The organism is Roseovarius sp. MBR-51 (assembly GCF_053628575.1).
The window spans coordinates 313648-330090 of the sequence record NZ_JBRJGQ010000002.1; the positions used below are offsets into that span (position 1 = coordinate 313648).

Annotated in this window: 18 protein-coding genes and 1 tRNA gene; 9 read left to right on the forward strand and 10 right to left on the reverse strand. The window is 62.3% G+C overall.

The window, feature by feature from the left end:
- Window positions 1–62: 62 nt before the first annotated feature.
- Window positions 63–1727 carry an ABC transporter permease gene (locus tag ACSSVY_RS04025; protein WP_454268139.1) on the forward strand — a complete coding sequence of 555 codons (1665 nt, stop codon included), beginning with the start codon at window positions 63–65 and terminating at the stop codon, window positions 1725–1727.
- Window positions 1728–1996: 269 nt separating this feature from the next.
- Here ACSSVY_RS04025 and ACSSVY_RS04030 read toward each other — a convergent pair whose 3' ends face one another.
- A complete protein-coding gene (locus tag ACSSVY_RS04030; protein WP_454268140.1) occupies window positions 1997–2602 on the reverse strand; it encodes a flavin reductase family protein in 606 nt (201 codons plus the stop codon).
- 89 nt (window positions 2603–2691) lie between these two features.
- Between ACSSVY_RS04030 and ACSSVY_RS04035 the strand changes: the two genes are divergently transcribed.
- The 4 genes from ACSSVY_RS04035 to ACSSVY_RS04050 all read left to right on the forward strand — a co-directional run bounded on the left by ACSSVY_RS04035 (window position 2692) and on the right by ACSSVY_RS04050 (window position 5883).
- The gene (locus ACSSVY_RS04035; RefSeq protein WP_454268141.1) at window positions 2692–3192 is read left to right on the forward strand and encodes a GNAT family N-acetyltransferase; all 501 of its coding nucleotides are present in this window, start codon (window positions 2692–2694) and stop codon (window positions 3190–3192) included.
- 55 nt (window positions 3193–3247) lie between these two features.
- Window positions 3248–4018, forward strand: a complete 771-nt coding sequence (locus ACSSVY_RS04040; RefSeq protein WP_454268142.1) for an EcsC family protein — start codon at window positions 3248–3250, stop codon at window positions 4016–4018.
- Window positions 4019–4307: 289 nt separating this feature from the next.
- Window positions 4308–4694: a hypothetical protein gene (locus ACSSVY_RS04045; RefSeq protein ID WP_454268143.1), complete on the forward strand. Its 387-nt coding sequence runs from the start codon at window positions 4308–4310 to the stop codon at window positions 4692–4694.
- Window positions 4687–5883, forward strand: coding sequence for an HlyD family secretion protein (locus ACSSVY_RS04050; protein WP_454268144.1), 1197 nt, complete (start codon window positions 4687–4689; stop codon window positions 5881–5883). Before ACSSVY_RS04045 ends, ACSSVY_RS04050 begins: the two co-directional genes overlap by 8 nt.
- A 12-nt stretch (window positions 5884–5895) precedes the next feature.
- Here ACSSVY_RS04050 and ptsP read toward each other — a convergent pair whose 3' ends face one another.
- The 5 genes from ptsP to ACSSVY_RS04075 all read right to left on the reverse strand — a co-directional run bounded on the left by ptsP (window position 5896) and on the right by ACSSVY_RS04075 (window position 11173).
- Window positions 5896–8139, reverse strand: a complete 2244-nt coding sequence (ptsP, locus tag ACSSVY_RS04055) for a phosphoenolpyruvate--protein phosphotransferase (protein WP_454268145.1) — start codon at window positions 8137–8139, stop codon at window positions 5896–5898.
- 67 nt (window positions 8140–8206) lie between these two features.
- Window positions 8207–9445, reverse strand: coding sequence for an aspartate kinase (locus ACSSVY_RS04060; protein ID WP_009819543.1), 1239 nt, complete (start codon window positions 9443–9445; stop codon window positions 8207–8209).
- A 108-nt stretch (window positions 9446–9553) separates the two neighbouring features.
- Window positions 9554–10201: an SDR family oxidoreductase gene (locus ACSSVY_RS04065; protein WP_454268146.1), complete on the reverse strand. Its 648-nt coding sequence runs from the start codon at window positions 10199–10201 to the stop codon at window positions 9554–9556.
- Between the two features lie 15 nt (window positions 10202–10216).
- Window positions 10217–10627 (reverse strand): DUF1178 family protein, encoded by a 411-nt coding sequence (locus ACSSVY_RS04070; protein ID WP_454268147.1) that lies wholly within the window; start codon window positions 10625–10627, stop codon window positions 10217–10219.
- A gap of 69 nt (window positions 10628–10696) precedes the next feature.
- Complete coding sequence (locus ACSSVY_RS04075) at window positions 10697–11173, reverse strand: NUDIX hydrolase (protein WP_454268148.1); 477 nt, start codon at window positions 11171–11173, stop codon at window positions 10697–10699.
- Between the two features lie 243 nt (window positions 11174–11416).
- Here ACSSVY_RS04075 and hemP point away from each other — a divergent pair, with 243 nt between their 5' ends.
- From hemP to bfr, 4 genes are read left to right on the forward strand one after another with little or no spacing between them, the layout of a single operon-like run.
- Complete coding sequence (gene hemP / locus ACSSVY_RS04080) at window positions 11417–11581, forward strand: hemin uptake protein HemP (RefSeq protein ID WP_454268149.1); 165 nt, start codon at window positions 11417–11419, stop codon at window positions 11579–11581.
- Window positions 11578–12048 carry a hypothetical protein gene (locus ACSSVY_RS04085; RefSeq protein ID WP_454268150.1) on the forward strand — a complete coding sequence of 157 codons (471 nt, stop codon included), beginning with the start codon at window positions 11578–11580 and terminating at the stop codon, window positions 12046–12048. The genes hemP and ACSSVY_RS04085 overlap by 4 nt, the downstream gene beginning before the upstream one ends.
- 17 nt (window positions 12049–12065) lie before the next feature.
- A complete protein-coding gene (locus ACSSVY_RS04090; protein ID WP_083781571.1) occupies window positions 12066–12359 on the forward strand; it encodes a (2Fe-2S)-binding protein in 294 nt (97 codons plus the stop codon).
- Window positions 12307–12792, forward strand: a complete 486-nt coding sequence (bfr, locus tag ACSSVY_RS04095; protein WP_454268151.1) for a bacterioferritin — start codon at window positions 12307–12309, stop codon at window positions 12790–12792. The genes ACSSVY_RS04090 and bfr overlap by 53 nt, the downstream gene beginning before the upstream one ends.
- 50 nt (window positions 12793–12842) lie before the next feature.
- On the opposite strand, the gene ACSSVY_RS04100 is transcribed toward bfr, so the two are convergent.
- The 4 genes from ACSSVY_RS04100 to ACSSVY_RS04115 all read right to left on the reverse strand — a co-directional run bounded on the left by ACSSVY_RS04100 (window position 12843) and on the right by ACSSVY_RS04115 (window position 16374).
- A complete protein-coding gene (locus tag ACSSVY_RS04100; RefSeq protein WP_454268152.1) occupies window positions 12843–13847 on the reverse strand; it encodes a hypothetical protein in 1005 nt (334 codons plus the stop codon).
- Window positions 13848–13939: 92 nt separating this feature from the next.
- Window positions 13940–14677, reverse strand: coding sequence for a hypothetical protein (locus ACSSVY_RS04105; protein ID WP_454268153.1), 738 nt, complete (start codon window positions 14675–14677; stop codon window positions 13940–13942).
- The gene (locus ACSSVY_RS04110) at window positions 14677–16134 is read right to left on the reverse strand and encodes an amidohydrolase family protein (RefSeq protein WP_454268154.1); all 1458 of its coding nucleotides are present in this window, start codon (window positions 16132–16134) and stop codon (window positions 14677–14679) included. The genes ACSSVY_RS04105 and ACSSVY_RS04110 overlap by 1 nt, the downstream gene beginning before the upstream one ends.
- A gap of 156 nt (window positions 16135–16290) precedes the next feature.
- Window positions 16291–16374 (reverse strand) — tRNA-Tyr (locus ACSSVY_RS04115).
- Window positions 16375–16443: the final 69 nt, after the last annotated feature.

Here is a 16443-nt window from a genome sequence, read left to right on the forward strand (position 1 = left end):
GACCCGCCTGTTGCCCCGGAATACTGATTAAAATCGTCGGATTATCCCGGAGCGTCAGGCCCATGAGCGAAAAACTTTTGCACCGCCTTGCATGGGTCGTGGTCGTGCTCTGCGTGGCCCCTATCCTCGCGGCGGCGCTCGCGGCGGTGACGGGCGATTTGCAGACCTGGCGCGACGTGCTGTCCACCGTCCTGCCCCGCTATACAGCCACGACCCTGACACTGGTCGTGATTGTCGGGCTGAGCACGGCGGTGATCGGGTCGGTCACGGCTTGGCTCGTGACCGTCTATCGCTTTCCCGGTGCCCGGCTGCTGGAGGTTGCACTGGCCCTGCCGCTGGCCTTTCCGGCCTATGTGATGGCCTATGCCTATACTCATATGCTGGATCACCCCGGCCCGGTGCAAACGGCGCTGCGTGCCGTGACCGGATGGGGGCCGCGTGACTATTGGTTTCCCGAGGTCCGCAGCTTGGGCGGTGCGGCGGTGATGCTGACCATCGTGCTTTACCCTTACGTCTACCTGCTGGCGCGCGCCTCGTTCCGGCAGCAATCGGGCAATGCGTTTCTGGTGGCGCGCACGCTGGGACGCTCGCCGATGCAGGCGTTCTGGCGCGTGGCCCTGCCGATGGCGCGTCCGGCGATTGCGGGCGGTGCGCTCCTTGCCATCATGGAGACGATCGCGGATTTCGGCACCGTGGCGTTCTTTAACGTTCAGACCTTTGCCACCGGCATCTATCAGGCGTGGTTCAGCTTGGGCGACCGGGCCGCAGCCGCGCAACTGGCGCTCTGCCTGCTGACCTTTGCGCTGTTGCTGGCGGGGCTGGAGCGCAGCAGCCGGGGACGGTCGCGCACCGCCGGACGCGGCGCGCGCTTCGAGACGATGGAGCGGCCTGTTCTAAAGGGAGCGGCGGGCTGGGGGGCATTCTTGCTCTGTTTCCTTCCGGTGCTCCTGGGTTTTGTGCTGCCGGTGATCATGCTGGGGGTGATGGCGATCGGCTCGGGGCAGAATATTCTCTCAGCGCGGTATCTTGGGTTCATGTCCAACTCAATCCTCCTTGCGAGTGTGGCCGCCGTGCTGACCGTCGCGGGGGCAATCCTTGTGGGATTTCGCGCGCGCACCCGTCCGGGGCGCAGCTCTCGCTGGCTGGTGTTGGGGGCCGGGCTTGGCTATGCGGTGCCGGGTGGGGTGATTGCGGTGGGGCTGATGGTGCCAATGGCGGGGCTGGACAATGCCATCGACGCCTTCATGCAAGAGACATTCGGCATCCGCACCGGGCTTTTGATCACGGGATCAATCTGGTTGATGATCCTCGCCTATATCGTGCGGTTCATGGCGGCTGCGCTCAATGCCTATGACAGTGGCATGGCGACGGTGCCGGGGCATCTGGACGCGATCGGTCGCTCCTTGGGACAGCCCGGACCCAAGCTCCTGACCCGTGTGCATTTGCCGGTGGCGCGCACCTCGGTGGTGACCGCGCTCTTGATCGTTTTCGTCGATGTGATGAAGGAACTCCCGGCCACGCTGATCCTGCATCCCTTTGACTTTCAGACGCTGGCGGTGCAGGCGCATCGCCTCGCCGCTGATGAGCGGCTCTCAGAGGCGGCGGTGCCCTCGCTGGTGCTGGTGGGCTTTGGCCTGATCCCGGTGCTGATCCTCTGTCGCACGCTGGGCCGCGAGAGTATGGGACGGCGTGCGGCCAAGCTGGGCACGGCGATTTCGGCGGGGTGAGTTGGGGATTGACCTTGAGCCGACATCGGCACCATGCACCAAAGCGCGGAATCAAGGCGTGCTTGCACGCCGCCGCGCGGCGCCCGACCGCCCCGTCGCACCGTAGGTGCGCCACTTCAAATTGGCACGCCTCTGGCGTGACGGGCGGGCGCCTTTGCAACGTTTCATCTCATTGAGAGCGCGAAAGACTTGGCAGGCATAAACTGTCTATCACTTCTGTGGCTGCGCCCACCCGGCGGTCGGGCACCGCGCGGCTCACTGCAGTGCCCTCATTCCCCCGGTCGCTTCAAGCTGAAGGTCTCGCGGATCACGGAATAATCCTGATACCCAAGCCGGGTCAGCGGGTTGAACCGGGTCACGTCGAACCGGCCCTCGACCATGCAGTCATCGCGCATGTGAATGCCCGTCACCTCGCCGAACACCACGAAATTCGCCTCACCCGGCAGTTGCACGATCTGCGTCAGCTTGCATTCCAGACTGGCGGGTGAGGCCGCCACGCGTGAGCAGGCGATGATTTCGCAGTCCGCCTTTTCCAACCGCGCATCGGTGAATTCATCTACCTCACGCCCCCATGCGCCAGAGGTGCGATTCATCGCGTCCCGCAACGCCTCGCTCACGATATTCACGCAAAACACGCCGGTCTCACGGATATTGGCCACACTGTCCTTGGTATCGCCGCGATCCGGCTTGGTGCTGGTCGAGGCGAACATCACCTGTGGCGGCACATAGGCCACCGCGTTGAAGAACGAATAGGGGGCCAGATTGTCCTGCCCGTCCGCCCCACGGCTCGAGATCCAGCCAATCGGGCGCGGCGTCACAATGGCGTTGAACGGGTTGTGCGGCAGGCCGTGGCCATCCTCGGGTCTGTAAAACATCCGCCTCTCCTTGGTCATCGGGTTTGTGCCCGTCGTAACGTCGTGCTACGCGCATGGCCAGTCGATATTTGGCAAGGGCAACGCGCGGCATGTTCACCCTCGAGACGGAGAAAGCCGTTGATTATTGGGAGGTTGAGGCTCTCTATGACCTGTGCTTTGCACCGGGGCGCGAGGCGCTGTCGTCCTACCGGCTGCGTGACGATGTGCCGCCAGTGCGCGATCTGTGCCTTGTTGTGCGCGATGGCATGGGAATTCTGGCCGGAGCGATCCGCTTTTGGCCAGTCCGTATAGGGCCTGAGCGGATCGGGGCGGCGCGCGCGCTCTTGCTGGGCCCCGTCGCTGTCCATCCCACGCATCAAGGCGAGGGGCTGGGCGGGCTGCTCATCCGCGACAGCTTGGAGCGGGCAGAGGCGCTGGGCTGGGAGCGGGTCATTCTGGTGGGCGATGCGCCCTATTACAGCCGCTTTGGATTTGCCAAGCTGACCTCGGTGGAAATGCCGCCCCCCACCAACCCAGAGCGCGTTCTGGGGCTGGAACTGCGCCCGGGTGCATGGGACACTGTGGCGGGCAAAGTGGCGCGCGATGCTTGAATTTTAACGCCGCCGTGGCCAGTTCAACCGGGTAAAACCCTTGCGGAGCACGCAGATGGAGCTATTGGGCCGACCAATCGGCGAGACCGAGATCGAAACGCGCATGAAAGCGTTGGTGGCGCGCAACGCGCAGGCGGGCAATGGCGTGATTGACTTGCTCAACCTCGTGGGTGGCCGTGCCGAGGGGCTGCTGGACCGCCTGCCACCGGCGCTGCGGATGCGGCTCAACGAGACCACCGAAGAGGCGCTCCGCCGTGCTGCCGAGATGGCGCATCGCTCGCGCAGCGTCGTGGGCGAACAACCCGGATGGAGGACACGCGCGCTGACCGCCTCGATGGGGGCTGTGGGCGGCATGGGCGGTTTGCCAACGGCCTTGGCAGAGTTGCCGATGACGGTGACGGTGCTGCTCCGGGCGATTCAAGATGTTGCGTTAGAGCATGGGTTTGATCCGTCCGAACCCAGTATTCGGTTCGATTCCATCGAGGTGTTCGGCGCGGCCGGTCCGCTTGAACGTGATGATGGGGCCAATGCGGGCTTTATCGGGACGCGGATGACGGTCACAGGCCCCGCACTCAACGCGCTGATCGCGCGGGTGGCCCCGCGTCTGGCGGCGGTGCTTGGGCAAAAACTGGCGGCGCAAACGGTTCCGATCCTGGGCGCTGCGGCGGGGGCGGCCACCAACTATGCCTATACCCGCTACTATCAGGATATGGCGCAGGTGCATTTCGGGCTACGGCGGTTGGCGATTGATGCGGGTCGCGAGAGACAAGATGTGGTTGCGGAATTCCGCGCGAAAGCCGCCAAGGCACGGCTCCGAAAACGGTAGCGAATATCGGGAACAGATTGATGGATTTGGCGCGTATAAGTTTATCAAAATCAATTTCTTAGGCGTTACAGAATTTACCCAGAACGGCCCGGAAACGGTCCGGAAACGCGTGGCTTGCGGTGCCCAAGGACACGACACGCGCCTCTCGGCTGGATAGGACCAAACAGCACCCGACCCGGGGCCGCGACCGCCAAAAACGACCGCTATACTGCCACGGGCTGCGAATTTTCTTGATATTCTTTGCCGAGATCATACCGTCGGGACAATGAATTTAAGTCAGGTGGTCGATATGGCAGCAGAATCAGATCATGGACACGCTCTGCCGTCATGGTTCGCATCTCCCGGTGATGCGGATTTCCTCGCTTGGCTGTCTTTGGCCTTGATCATCGGAGCGCTTTACGCGCTCGTCACGCTTTACGCGGCCTTTGACCGCTGGGCCGAGCGCGAATCGCATGGCACGCCGCTTGCGAAAACAATCCCCACGATGCTGACCATTGCCCTGCTTTATGAAATCTTTCCGCTTGGGCATTTCCACATCCTCTTGCCGGTCAGTGCGATCCTGATTGCGCTCATGGCGGATTGGTCGCGGTTCAACCTGCGCGGCGCGGCCCCGGACGCGGCGCATGATCAAGCCCCTAAGACGGGCGAGAAGACGGGCGAGGGCGGCCATGTTTGAGCTTTTGCTGACGTCCTTTCCGGTCATCATCCGCTACTTTCAGCTCAAGCGCCGGGGAGAGGCGCTGACCGTCTGGAACATGCGCACGGCGGTGCTGATCTGGGCGGTGCTGGCGTTCCTGCTGTTCCTCGTCATCTTTTACTTTCACCCCAAATCCTATTCGGGCATCGTCCCCTTTCGCACCATTTCCGTCGTGGCGCAGGCCAGTGGACCGGTCACCGACCTTCCAGTCCGCAATGGTCAACGGGTCGAAGCCGGTGATCTCCTGTTCCGTGTTGACAGCCGGTCCCAACAGGCTGCTCTGGCACAGGCAGAGGCCGAGTTTGCCAAGATCAGCGCGGCAGAAACCAAGGCTGGTGAGACCCTGAAGGTGGCGCAGTACAGTGTGGTCGAGGCGACGGCATCGCTGGAAAAGCTGAGGGTCGATCTGGAGAATGCGCAGACTTTGGTGTCCAGAAATGTCGGGACACGAGATGCGGTTCGCGAGCTTGAGGCCTCGGTCGCAATGGCGCAGGCCGCATTGGAATCCGCAGAGGCACAAGTGGGCCTCGCCCAAACGGATATTTCCGAAAGCCTGCCGGCGCAACGTCGGGCGGCTGAAGCTGTGCTGGAGAGTGCAAAAGTCGCGGTCGCTCAGACCGAGGTGCGCAGCTATTCTGGGGGCGTGGTAACGCAGCTTGCGATGAGCTTGGGCAGTCCGGCCTCGACCCTGATCCTCAGCCCGGCCATGGTGATCATTCCGGACCGGCCCGAGGGATGGCCGGTGCGGACGATCGCGGGGTTTTCTCAGGTCGCTCGCGGGACCATTTATGAGGGAATGCCCGCTGAAATTGCCTGCGACAGCAACGTCAGCCTGTCGTTCCGCAACGCGGTCCTGCCGGCGCGGGTGGTCTCTGTCCAGCCTGCGATTTCCACGGGGCAGATCGTGCCGGGTGGGCGCTTGTTGGACCCTGCCGAAATGCTGCGGCGCGGGTCGATTCTGGTTTATCTCGAGCTTGAGTATCCCGAGCACGAAAAGATCATGCTGGATGGCAGCGGATGCCTGATCCAGACCTATACCAGCAATCTTCCGGGCTTTTTTGGCCATGTGATTGCGGCGACGGGCGTGATCAAGGCGGTCGGGTTGCGCATCAAGGTCTGGGGATCGCTGGTGTCGGGCGTGGGTCTTGCCGGGGGTGGCGGGCACTAAGTTCCCTTCGCCCTACATCTGCTCGCGTAGATAATCCATCACAGCCGGGCGCACGCTTTGCGCGCCATTCGCACGCTCGATATGGATCACATCACGCAATCCCCCAAGGTCGATCCGCCGCAACAGGCTTTTGACCGGGCCGATAGAGGCGGGGCGCATCGAGAGCGTGCGAAAGCCGATGGCGGCAAGACACGCAGCCTCAACGGGGCGGCCCGCATCCTCGCCACAGAAACTGAGCGGCGTGCCAAGGGTGGCGCAGCGATAGACAATACCCTCAAGGAAATTCAGAAAGCTGATGTTGAGCGTGTCGTACCGGCGGCGCACGCGCTCGTTCTCGCGGTCGGCGGCAAAGAAGAACTGCTTGAGATCATTGCCCCCCACCGAGATGAAATCCACCTCGGAATAAAACGCATCCGGCGCAAAGGCGAGCGATGGGGTTTCCAGCATCGCCCCCACTTCGATCTGTTCGGGAATCGGATGGCCCAGAATGCGCTCGCGCTCCAGCGCCTTTTCCATCTCGGCGCGGGCGGCGGTGAACTCGTCGCGCTGTGCGACAAAGGGGAACATGATGGTCAGCGGGCGGCCCTTGGCCGCGCGAATGAGCGCCTGAAGCTGCATCCGCATCACCCCCGGCTTGTCCAACCCAACCCGGATCGCGCGCCAGCCCATCGCCGGGTTGGGTTCGTCATTGGGTTTCATATAGGGCAGCACCTTGTCCGAGCCGATATCCAGCGTGCGGAACACCACGCGCTGTTGGCCCGCGGCGTCCATCACCCGCGCATAAAGCTCTGACAATTCGGCCCGTTTGGGCATGTGGTTGCGGATGAGAAACTGCAACTCGGTGCGAAACAGGCCCACCCCCTCGGCCCCGGATCCGGCAAGGCTCGGCAGATCCGCCATAAGGCCCGCATTCATCTTGAGTTTGATATGCTGGCCACAGAGCGTCTCGGCGGGCTTGTCGCGGATCGAGGCATAGCGTTGCTGCGCCTCGGCCTGCATCGCCATCTTGTCGCGAAAGGCGGAAACGACTGTATCGTCGGGGCGCAGATGCACGATGCCTTGATCGCCATCGACAAGAATCAGATCGCCATTGAGCGCCTCGGTGGTGATGCGATTGGCATGGATCACCAACGGAATCGCCAGCGCCCGCGCGACAATCGCGGCATGAGAGCCGACCGAGCCTTCTTCCAGCACGATCCCCTTGAGGCTGCGGCCATAATCCAGCAGTTCCGCCGGGCCGATGTTGCGCGCGATGAGGATCGGATCGGCGGGCATATCGGCGCCGGTCTCTTTGCCCTGCCCGGTCAGGATGCGCAGCAGGCGGTTCGAGAGATCATCAAGATCGTGCAAACGCTCGCGCAGATAGGCATCCGTGACCTGCGTCATGCGTGCGCGGGCTGCGGATTGTTCCTTTTCCACAGCGGCCTCTGCCGAGAGGCCGCTGTCGATATTGGCCTCCATCCGGCGCATCCAGCCCTTGGAGTTGGCGAACATGCGATAGGCCTCGAGCACCTCCATCTGGTCCTTGTCGCCACCCTTGGCAGACGTCAGCATACGATCAACGCCCACGCGCAACGTTTCGACCGCCTCGTTGAGACGGGTCAGCTCGCGGACCGGATCATCGGCAATGGGGTTGGTGACAACCACGCGCGGTTCGTGCAGCCAGACACGGCCCTGCGCGGTGCCCTCTTGCGCGCTGGTGCCGCGAAAGAGGACGGCCTGCTGATGCCGGGCCGACATGGCCGCCCCTTCCCCCACGAAGGCGCCAAGCTCGGCCATTTCGGCCAACACCATGGCGACCACCTCGACCGCATAGATTTCCTCATCCGAGAACAGTCGCGCCTGTTTGGATTGCACGACGAGAACGCCCAGTTTTTCACCAAGCCGCTGAATCGGGACACCAAGAAACGACGAATAAGCCTCTTCCCCCGTTTCCGGCATATAGCGAAAGCCGCGCTCTGCGGGGGCATTGTCAGTGTTGATCACCTCGCCGGTGCGCGCCACACGGCCCACCAGACCTTCACCCATGCGCATCCGGGTCTGGTGCACGGCCTCGGGTTTGAGACCCTCTGTGGCACAAAGTTCCAGCGTGTCCTCGTCGCGAAACAGGTAGATCGAACAGACTTCGATCCGCATTTCCTCGGCAATCAGGCGTGTAATCTGGTCAAGACGGGTCTGGCCGCCTGCATCCTCGGCCATGATGGCGCGCAAGCGGCCCAACATCTGGCGGCTGTCGGTCTTGAAGTGGTCGCTCATGCGCGGCTGTCCCCCGGGGCGGATTCAGGGATTGGCCAGACCCGGGACCGGTGATGTGGGGGCCGGGTCAGGCCGCTTTGTCTAACTCGAAGGCATCATGCAGCGCCTGAACCGCGAGTTCCATGTATTTTCGGTCGATGAGCACGGAAATCTTGATCTCGGAGGTTGCAATGACTTTGATGTTCACACCTTCATCGCTCAGTGTCTTGAACATCTTGGCGGCAACGCCCGATTGGCTGCGCATGCCAATGCCCACAGCCGAGACCTTGGCCACATTCGTATCAGCGATCAGGTCGTGATAATTGATCTCGCCGCGCTCTTTGGCATCGCGCAGCGCCTTTTCGGCGCGGATCACCTGATCGACCGGGCAGGAAAAGGTCATGTCGGTGCGCCCCTCTTCCGCGATATTCTGGATGATCATGTCGACATTGACACCCGCCTCTGACAGCGGGCCAAAAATGGCGGCGGCGATGCCGGGGCGGTCAGCCACCGAGATAAGGGTCATTTTCGCCTCGTCGCGGGAATAGGCGATGCCGCTGACAACCTTTGATTCCATGATTTCCTCCTCGGCGCATACAAGCGTGCCGGCCGCGTCCGATGGTTCCTCGAAACTGCTGAGCACGCGCAGTTTCACATTATAGCGCATCGCCAGTTCCACGGAACGGGTTTGCAGCACCTTGGCCCCAAGCGAGGCCAGTTCCAGCATTTCCTCGAACGCGATCTTGTCCAGCTTGCGCGCCTTTGAGGTGATGCGCGGGTCGGTGGTATAGACCCCGTCCACATCTGTGTAGATATCGCAGCGCTCCGCGTCAAAGGCGGCGGCAAAGGCCACGGCGGTGGTGTCAGAGCCGCCGCGCCCCAATGTTGTGATCCGGCCCTCGGGAGAGATCCCTTGAAACCCCGCCACCACGGCCACGCGCATGCCTTGGGCGAACCGGCCATTGATGTTGTCGGTCGGGATTTCTTCGATCCGGGCGGCGCTATGGGCGGAATTGGTCTTGAGCGGCACTTGCCAGCCTTGCCAGCTGCGCGCCGGAATTTCCATCTCCTGAAGCGTCAGAGCCATCAGACCAGCGGTGACATTCTCACCCGAACTGACCACGGCATCATATTCGCGCGCGTCATACAGCGGTGAAATCTCTCCGACCCACCCCACCATTTCATTGGTCTTGCCGGACATGGCCGACACGATGACGATCACGTCATAGCCCTTGGCCACCTCAAGGCCCACGCGCTTGGCGGCGCGGCGGATGCGGTCGATATTGGCGACCGAAGTGCCGCCGAATTTCATCACGAGAACGGGCATGGATGCAGTCCTGAGCCGATTTATCGCGCGGGGTTTACGCGCGGGCAAGGCGCTGCGCAAGGGGGGAGGTGTGGTAGAGGGCTCGGGCGCCGCCGCCGCCCTCTGCGTTCAATAGGGATGGTCGCGCCCGTCCCATGTCTGAAAGCAGCCCGTCGAGGCGATATCCAGCGCGGCAAAACGCTCCGCCAGACCCGTTGCGGCCTCGTCCACGGAAATCTCCGCAGTGTCACCGCCCATGTCGGTGCGCACCCAACCGGGGTGATAGATGCCCACCGCAATCCCGTCACCGCGCAACTCACTGGCCAGATTGCGCCCGAGATTCAGAGCCGCCGCTTTCGACGCGCGGTAAATGAAACTGCCGCCGGGCGCGCGGGTGTGGCTCGCCATCTGGCTCGAGATGATCGCGATCTTTGCGGATTGGCCCGCGCGCAGATGCGGCAATAGCGCCTGAACGGTCAAAAACACGCCGGTGACATTTGTGGCAAAGGTCTCGGCCCACATCCCGACCGGATAGCCAGTCTCCAACGTTTGACCCTTGTCCGCATAAACGCCTGCATTGCAGATCAATAGGTCAATCGCCTGACCGGCGAGGCGGTCGCCAAGCGCCGCGCAAGAGGCAGGGTCCGTCACGTCAAGGGCAATTTCTCCCTCAGAGGGCCTACGTGCGGTGGCGGTGACGCTGTGCCCTTGGCTGCGGTACTGATCGGCGAGCGCGCGGCCGATACCGCGATTGGCCCCTGTGATGAGGATATGCATGTCAGACCTTTCGGATCAGTTGGATTTGCGGCGCGGAATAAACGGCAGCGGGGCCACGGGCACTCCGTCCTCGATCAGCTTGCGGGTCTCTTCGGGCCTGGCTTCGCCATAGATGCTCCGCTCCGGCGTCAGCCCGTCGTGCATGTCACGCGCCTCGCGGGCAAAGTTGAGCCCGACATATTCAGATTGGGTCTCGATTCGATGTTTGAGCAGGGCAAGCGCCTGTTCGGCAGGGCTGGGAGAAACGGGCACTGCCTCCGGTGTGTTGTGCAGGCTGGGCGCCATCAACCCCTTCTGCACGTCGGATATGCCGCAGATTGCACAATTGATCATGCCTGCGCCATGCAGTTTCTCAAAAGCGGCAGCGGATTGAAACCAACTGTCGAACTGGTGATCTGCGGCGCATTTGAGGGTGAATTTAATCATAACCTGATCCATTGCAGTGCCGCCGATAGTTACGCCGCTGCGCGGGAAATTCAAGCTATGCTTTTGATCTTACAGCCCAAGCCGTTGCGGATTGAAACTTCGTATGATCTCTGCCAGTTCGGGTTCCCTTACCCGCGCAGCGGCCTTTTTCGGGCGAAACCATTTCACGCGGCGCTGTCCGGCTTCGGGAAAATGCGCGGTCTGCGATTTCACACGAACCGGATAAACAAGGGCCACACAGGGCAGGCCGCGATCAGGTCCGATGGCCTTGGCATAGGAATAAAGGCCGAGGCAGGTGTCGTAGGCGCGCCCTTGCACGCCCGCTTCTTCCCATGCTTCGCGCAGGGCCATGGCGGCCGGGGTGCGGCCCGATGCGGGCCAGCCCTTGGGCAATATCCAGCGGCCAGATCCACGGCTGGTGATCAGCAGGATTTCGGGCTTGTTCCCGACCATGCGAAAACAGAGCGCCGCGAACTGCGTGCGAATCTCCGACTTGGGGACCGCCGACAAGAGGAGCGGCATCTGCTTGAGTTTCAAAAGGGTCACCGGCCTGTCCGCTCCCCATGTCGCCACACATCTCTGCGATCCGTATAACGCGGGGCTTGGGTATCGGGCCAGCAGATTTTCACTGGTTATTTCTGATCAAAAGAATCAGAATTGACATACCTTATTAATTAAGTCAGAAATTACGAGCCAAGCCAGCCCGTCGCGGTGCGAGCCCGGCGTAACCTGCAACAGAGGACTGCAAGGCATGGCACATGTAAATTTTTTCTCAGCGGGGGCCATGGCATGATCCGCGCACAAACCAAATCAGACCCCGATCTGGTGGCCGAGGCCGCCTGCCACGACGCCCGCGCGCTGACGAATGGGGCCAACACGGCCTTGATCGTGCTCGATGGGCAGATTTACACGCTGCGCATCACCCGCGCAGGCAAGCTGATTCTCACCAAATGAAACATGCGCGCGATCTGACCGGCCAGATGCCGGTGGCCCAAATCTCTGAGATGCATCTCCTGAGCAGGCTGGTGGTGGCCTCGCTGCGGGCGTGGAACGCGGGCGGCGCACTGCGCGCGCATGCCCTGCTGTGCGAACGGATGGCAGAACCGATGGCGCTCGCGGCGTTTGAGGCGCTGCATGATCTGACCGAGGCGCTGGCGGCAACTCTACGCCGCCCATTGCGCTGTCACACGCCGCAGTGCGGCTGTGTCGGCATGGACGAGGCCGCCTTTGCCCGGTTTGTCGAAGAGGCGGCGCTGGGCGACCGCGAAGATGCCCTGATGATGGCAAGCGTGCTTGTCACTGCGCGCGGCATTCTGCCGCTGACCGAGGCGGCGGCGCGCTTTGGATTGTGTTTGCACAGGGCAGACCTCTGTGCGAAATCCGCGCGGATTCCGGAACCGACAAGCGCCACCCGGCATTAAGACAGGGGGAACTGGCTATGATGATCTGTCACTGTATGTCCATCACCGATACCGATATTCACCGGGCCATCGACTGGATGCGCGCGGCCGATCCGGACACGCTGATCACCCCCGGCAAAGTATACCGCACCTTGGGCAAGCGGGCTGACTGTGGCGGATGTCTGCCACTCTTTATTGACACCATGCGTCAAGCGGATAGCCTTAGCATACCTATGCACCTGCGCGGACTTCGCCGCGCGACCACACAGGGAGACGCATATGAAAGGCGACGCCAAGGTCATCGACTATCTCAATCAGGCACTCAGGAGTGAGTTGACAGCGGTCAGCCAATACTGGCTGCACTACCGCTTGCAGGAGGATTGGGGATATGGCCGCATTGCCGCCAAGTCCCGCGAGGAAAGCATCGAAGAGATGCAACACGCCGACAAACTGATTGCGCGGATCATCTTTCTGGGCGGGCATCCAAACCTGCAAAAGCTGGACTCGCTCAGGATCGGCGAGAATTTGCGCGAGACGCTCGAGGCCGACCTAGCCGCCGAACACGACGCGCGCACGCTCTATATCGAGGCGCGCGGCCGTTGCGAAAGCGTGGCGGATTACGTGTCCAAGAACCTCTTTGAAGAATTGATCGCGGATGAGGAGGGGCATATTGATTACCTCGAAACGCAGATCGACCTCTTCGATCAATTGGGCGCCGAGCGGTATGGCCTGCTCAATGCCACCCCGGCCGATTCGGCAGATTAACGCGCGCGCGGGCCGAGGGGGAGTGCCTGACCAAGTCGGGTGCTTGCCCCTCACCGCATCCAGAATCCGTTGCGCTTGATCGTGTTGCGGATCACCTGCTCGCGGCGTGGCAGGTCGTCTTGGTCAAAGAGCGCCCGCACCTTCAATCCCCGTCCCTGATAGATCATCCGCTTGGCGGGATCGTAAGCCTTGAGAACGCGCTTGATCTTGTTCGGGGCGGTCACATCTTGCAGGACGTTGACCACATGATCGGCCTCGCGCGCATAGAGCAGCGGCAAGAGCCGGTAATGACAACTGACCGCACCATCCAAAAGACCGGGCGGCAGCGTGTCCCGTCCGCCGCCAAGCGAATGGATCACGAGGGGCAGCGCCACCTGATCGAGCCAAGGATCGAGCGATTGGCAGATCAATTCGCGCGGCGCGTCATCGCGGATGCCGAGCGCGTAATCGAGAAACCGCTGACCAAAGACATGCGGGCATTGGTAGAAAAAGAAGCCGGCGTTGAAATAAAGATAGCGTTGCCAGTAGCCCTCGGGCTGGCCAGGATCGAGCGAGGTTTCGAACTCAATGCCAAACTTGTCGTAGAGAGATTTCCAAATCTGGGTATGGGTTGGCCCATAGAGCTCGATCTGCGGCCATGTGCCTTCACGGCGGAGCGACGCGGTGGGGCGACTGAAATCGAACGGCACGGACGCAAGATCACCACAGATCAGCGTATCAGTGTCGAAAAACACAAAGGGCTCCCCTTTGGGCAGGGCAAAGAGGGCCTCGATCTTGTTGCCATAGGGATAGGCTGCGCCGAAATGACGGCTCTCGAACGGCAGGAATTCTGCGCCGAGTTCGTTCAAGAGCGCGCGACTGTCCTCGTCCTTGATGCGCGGGTCATCCCGCCATAGCGGTCCGGGCTGCGGCTCCGCCACAAAAAGACGCCCCGGAAACTCGGGCGAGGTGGCCCGCAGCGACGCGGCAAAGAGAATGGCCTCGTATTGCAACCGACCAGCCTGACCAACGATCAGGATATTATATGTCTGGGGCGCCTGTTTTTTGGGGGCCATTCTTGTCGTGATCCTGCCTGACTGCCGCCGCCACTATGGGGTTTTCCACCGTCCAGATAAAGCGGTTATCGCATGGCCGCACCCGGCATGGATCAAAAGCGCAGGGTCAAGCCGGCAAGCGGGCCAGAGAATGTCGCGTCGAATTTTTGGCCATTCTTGCTGTAATCCACATAAAGATGCCGGTAACCCGCCGAGAGCCAGAGCCGGTCATTGGCCTGCCAGTTGAGCGTGCCCACCAGCTGGGACGTCATGTCAGATCCCGCACCAAAGCCGCCGACATCGGCATAGCCGATAAAGGACCAGCGTTCCGAGAGGCGGATATTGGTGCGCGCGGCCAGGATCGGATCGGTAAAGCTCACGTCGATCCCGGCGGCAAGGCCCGGCACCGGCGTCGTGGCGCGCCCCTCGACCTCCCAGTGGCGCAAACCGACCATGAAATCGACCGCCGCATCGGGCGTCGTCAGCGCCCGGTAGCCTGCGGTGAGTGTCAGTGAGGTTTGCTCGATCCGGCCCTGCGCGGGCAGGCCGGGGGCAGGGGCTGGGAGGGGCACGATCCCGCTCCGCGAACTGGCCGAGTGCGAAATGTCCCCCATCACCACGAACTGCTGATAGCGGGCATACCCCGTGAGAAACAAGGCCGCGTCGAGATCTTCGAGAACATCCGACAGCCCCTTGTCAAACCGCAGCGACGGGCCGCCCGCAAGTGGCGTGATCGTGCCACCAATACCCGTCCCCCAGGCGTAGGGCGTGATCTGGGCGCTCCAGTCCTGCGCGCGCGCCGGCGCAGCAAGGCTCAGGATAGCGAGCAGGGCCAAAACCCGCGCCGACATCAGAGCCGGTCCTTCACGATTGACCCGCCTTTGACGATCAGCGCGAGGCTTTGCTCGGGCGTATCCAACCAGTCGAGTCCGGTTTCCGGCTCACCCTCGACCACCAGAAGATCGGCCATCGCCCCCTCTGCTATGATGCCCAACCGCCCCTCATAACCCGCACGTTCCCCTGAGAGGGCCAGCAGTTCGCCCGCCGCCCCCGTCGCCAGGCGCAAGGCCTCGAGCGGGGGCATGAACCGGCTCAGCTTGGCCAGTTGCCGCCCCTGACTGCTGGCGCCTGCAGGGTTCATCAGGATGTCGGTGCCAAAGGCCATGTTGACCTTCTCGGCGCGGCCCATCTCAAAGGCGCGCACAGTGCCCGCGGACACCTCTTCCTGCTTGGCGCGTTGGACGGGATCAGTGCGGGGATTGGCGTCCTCATCCATCAAGAACGGCTGGATTGACCACCACGCACCTGCATCGCGCATCATCCGCACGGTTTCGAGATCCGCCAATTGCCCGTGCTCGATGGATTTCACCCCGGCGCGCAGGGCGCGCTGGATGCCCTTGGGCGTATAGACATGGGCGCAAACATAGGTGCCCCAATCCGTCGCGGCCTCGACGGCGGCGCGCATTTCATCGTCAGTGAATTGCAGGCTCTCGAGCGGATCATAGAGCGAGGTGACACCACCTCCGGCCATGATCTTGATCTGGCTCGCGCCCTTCATCAATTGCTCGCGGGTGCGGCGCAGAATCTCAGCGCGCCCGTCGGCAATGGCCACCACACCAACCTTCTCGCTATAGCTCAGGTCGCCATCGGCGCGCGGCAATTCTGAAATCATGCGAAAATCGCCATGGCCCGAGGTCTGCGAGATCATGGCGCCAGACGCAAGGATGCGGGGACCGCCAAGCGCGCCCCGGTCAATCGCCAGTTTCAGGCCAAAGGCCGGTCCGCCGGTGTCGCGCACCGTGGTAAATCCGCGCATAAGCGTCGCTTCCGCCTCGCGCCCTGCCATCAGATGTACGAAACCGATGTCTGCGGTCATCGCCTGAAGCTGGCTCACACCGACCAGCGTGCTGTGCCAATGCGCGTCGATCAGGCCGGGAATGACCGCCCGTCCGCCACAGTCGATGCGCTCCGCCTCGCTTGGCCCCTGTCCAGCGGCAGGCAGGGCGGTGATCCGCCCGCCCTCGATCAGAATGTCGCGCCCTTGGATCAGCGCGGCGCCGTGACCGTCGAAATAACGCAGATTGCTGAGCAGAAGTGGGCGTCCCGGCGTCTGCGCCCGCGCCTTACGCGGCGCAAGATCAAAGCCCGCGTAGAGACCGAGGATTGCCGCCGTCCCGCCCAACATCTTGCGGCGGTTGAGATCCGCCTCAATCCGGGCAAAGGCCGCCTGTGTCGTCGGCGCTCCGCAGAGACAGCAATCAAGGGCGGCGTGGGGCGGGGTATCCGTATGGCTGCAAATCTGGCACATGAAAGGCTCTCTCCCAACTGCGTCAATCAAGCATGCAGGGCGCCAATCGCGCCATCCACTCAATCTAAACTAGAGACCGAACCGCCTGCGTCAACGCAAAGCAAATGCCAGCAGCCAAAAAACCGAGACTGCAGTCGAAATTTGAGAGGGTTAGAGTGGTGGGCGACCCAGGAATCGAACCTGGCGTGCGTCTCCGCGAGGGAGTTACAGTCCCCTGCCACACCTTGCGGCCTGTCGCCCACTGTCCAGCGCTTGCGCGTCTGGCGTGGGGGGCTGATTACTAGTGGCTGCATGCTGCGTCAACCGGAA

Excerpts from the sequence above, each read along its gene's own strand:
- ACSSVY_RS04035 (WP_454268141.1), top strand. The coding sequence starts at position 2,692 with ATGTTCACCCTCGAGACGGAGAAAGCCGTTGATTATTGGGAGGTTGAG.
- hemP (WP_454268149.1), top strand. The coding sequence starts at position 11,417 with ATGATCCGCGCACAAACCAAATCAGACCCCGATCTGGTGGCCGAGGCC.
- bfr (WP_454268151.1), top strand. The coding sequence starts at position 12,307 with ATGAAAGGCGACGCCAAGGTCATCGACTATCTCAATCAGGCACTCAGG.
- ACSSVY_RS04100 (WP_454268152.1), bottom strand. The coding sequence starts at position 13,847 with ATGGCCCCCAAAAAACAGGCGCCCCAGACATATAATATCCTGATCGTT.
- ACSSVY_RS04050 (WP_454268144.1), top strand. The coding sequence starts at position 4,687 with ATGTTTGAGCTTTTGCTGACGTCCTTTCCGGTCATCATCCGCTACTTT.
- ACSSVY_RS04085 (WP_454268150.1), top strand. The coding sequence starts at position 11,578 with ATGAAACATGCGCGCGATCTGACCGGCCAGATGCCGGTGGCCCAAATC.
- ACSSVY_RS04105 (WP_454268153.1), bottom strand. The coding sequence starts at position 14,677 with ATGTCGGCGCGGGTTTTGGCCCTGCTCGCTATCCTGAGCCTTGCTGCG.
- ACSSVY_RS04070 (WP_454268147.1), bottom strand. The coding sequence starts at position 10,627 with ATGATTAAATTCACCCTCAAATGCGCCGCAGATCACCAGTTCGACAGT.
- ACSSVY_RS04045 (WP_454268143.1), top strand. The coding sequence starts at position 4,308 with ATGGCAGCAGAATCAGATCATGGACACGCTCTGCCGTCATGGTTCGCA.
- ACSSVY_RS04030 (WP_454268140.1), bottom strand. The coding sequence starts at position 2,602 with ATGTTTTACAGACCCGAGGATGGCCACGGCCTGCCGCACAACCCGTTC.
- ACSSVY_RS04090 (WP_083781571.1), top strand. The coding sequence starts at position 12,066 with ATGATGATCTGTCACTGTATGTCCATCACCGATACCGATATTCACCGG.
- ACSSVY_RS04040 (WP_454268142.1), top strand. The coding sequence starts at position 3,248 with ATGGAGCTATTGGGCCGACCAATCGGCGAGACCGAGATCGAAACGCGC.
- ptsP (WP_454268145.1), bottom strand. The coding sequence starts at position 8,139 with ATGAGCGACCACTTCAAGACCGACAGCCGCCAGATGTTGGGCCGCTTG.
- ACSSVY_RS04060 (WP_009819543.1), bottom strand. The coding sequence starts at position 9,445 with ATGCCCGTTCTCGTGATGAAATTCGGCGGCACTTCGGTCGCCAATATC.
- ACSSVY_RS04025 (WP_454268139.1), top strand. The coding sequence starts at position 63 with ATGAGCGAAAAACTTTTGCACCGCCTTGCATGGGTCGTGGTCGTGCTC.
- ACSSVY_RS04110 (WP_454268154.1), bottom strand. The coding sequence starts at position 16,134 with ATGTGCCAGATTTGCAGCCATACGGATACCCCGCCCCACGCCGCCCTT.
- ACSSVY_RS04065 (WP_454268146.1), bottom strand. The coding sequence starts at position 10,201 with ATGCATATCCTCATCACAGGGGCCAATCGCGGTATCGGCCGCGCGCTC.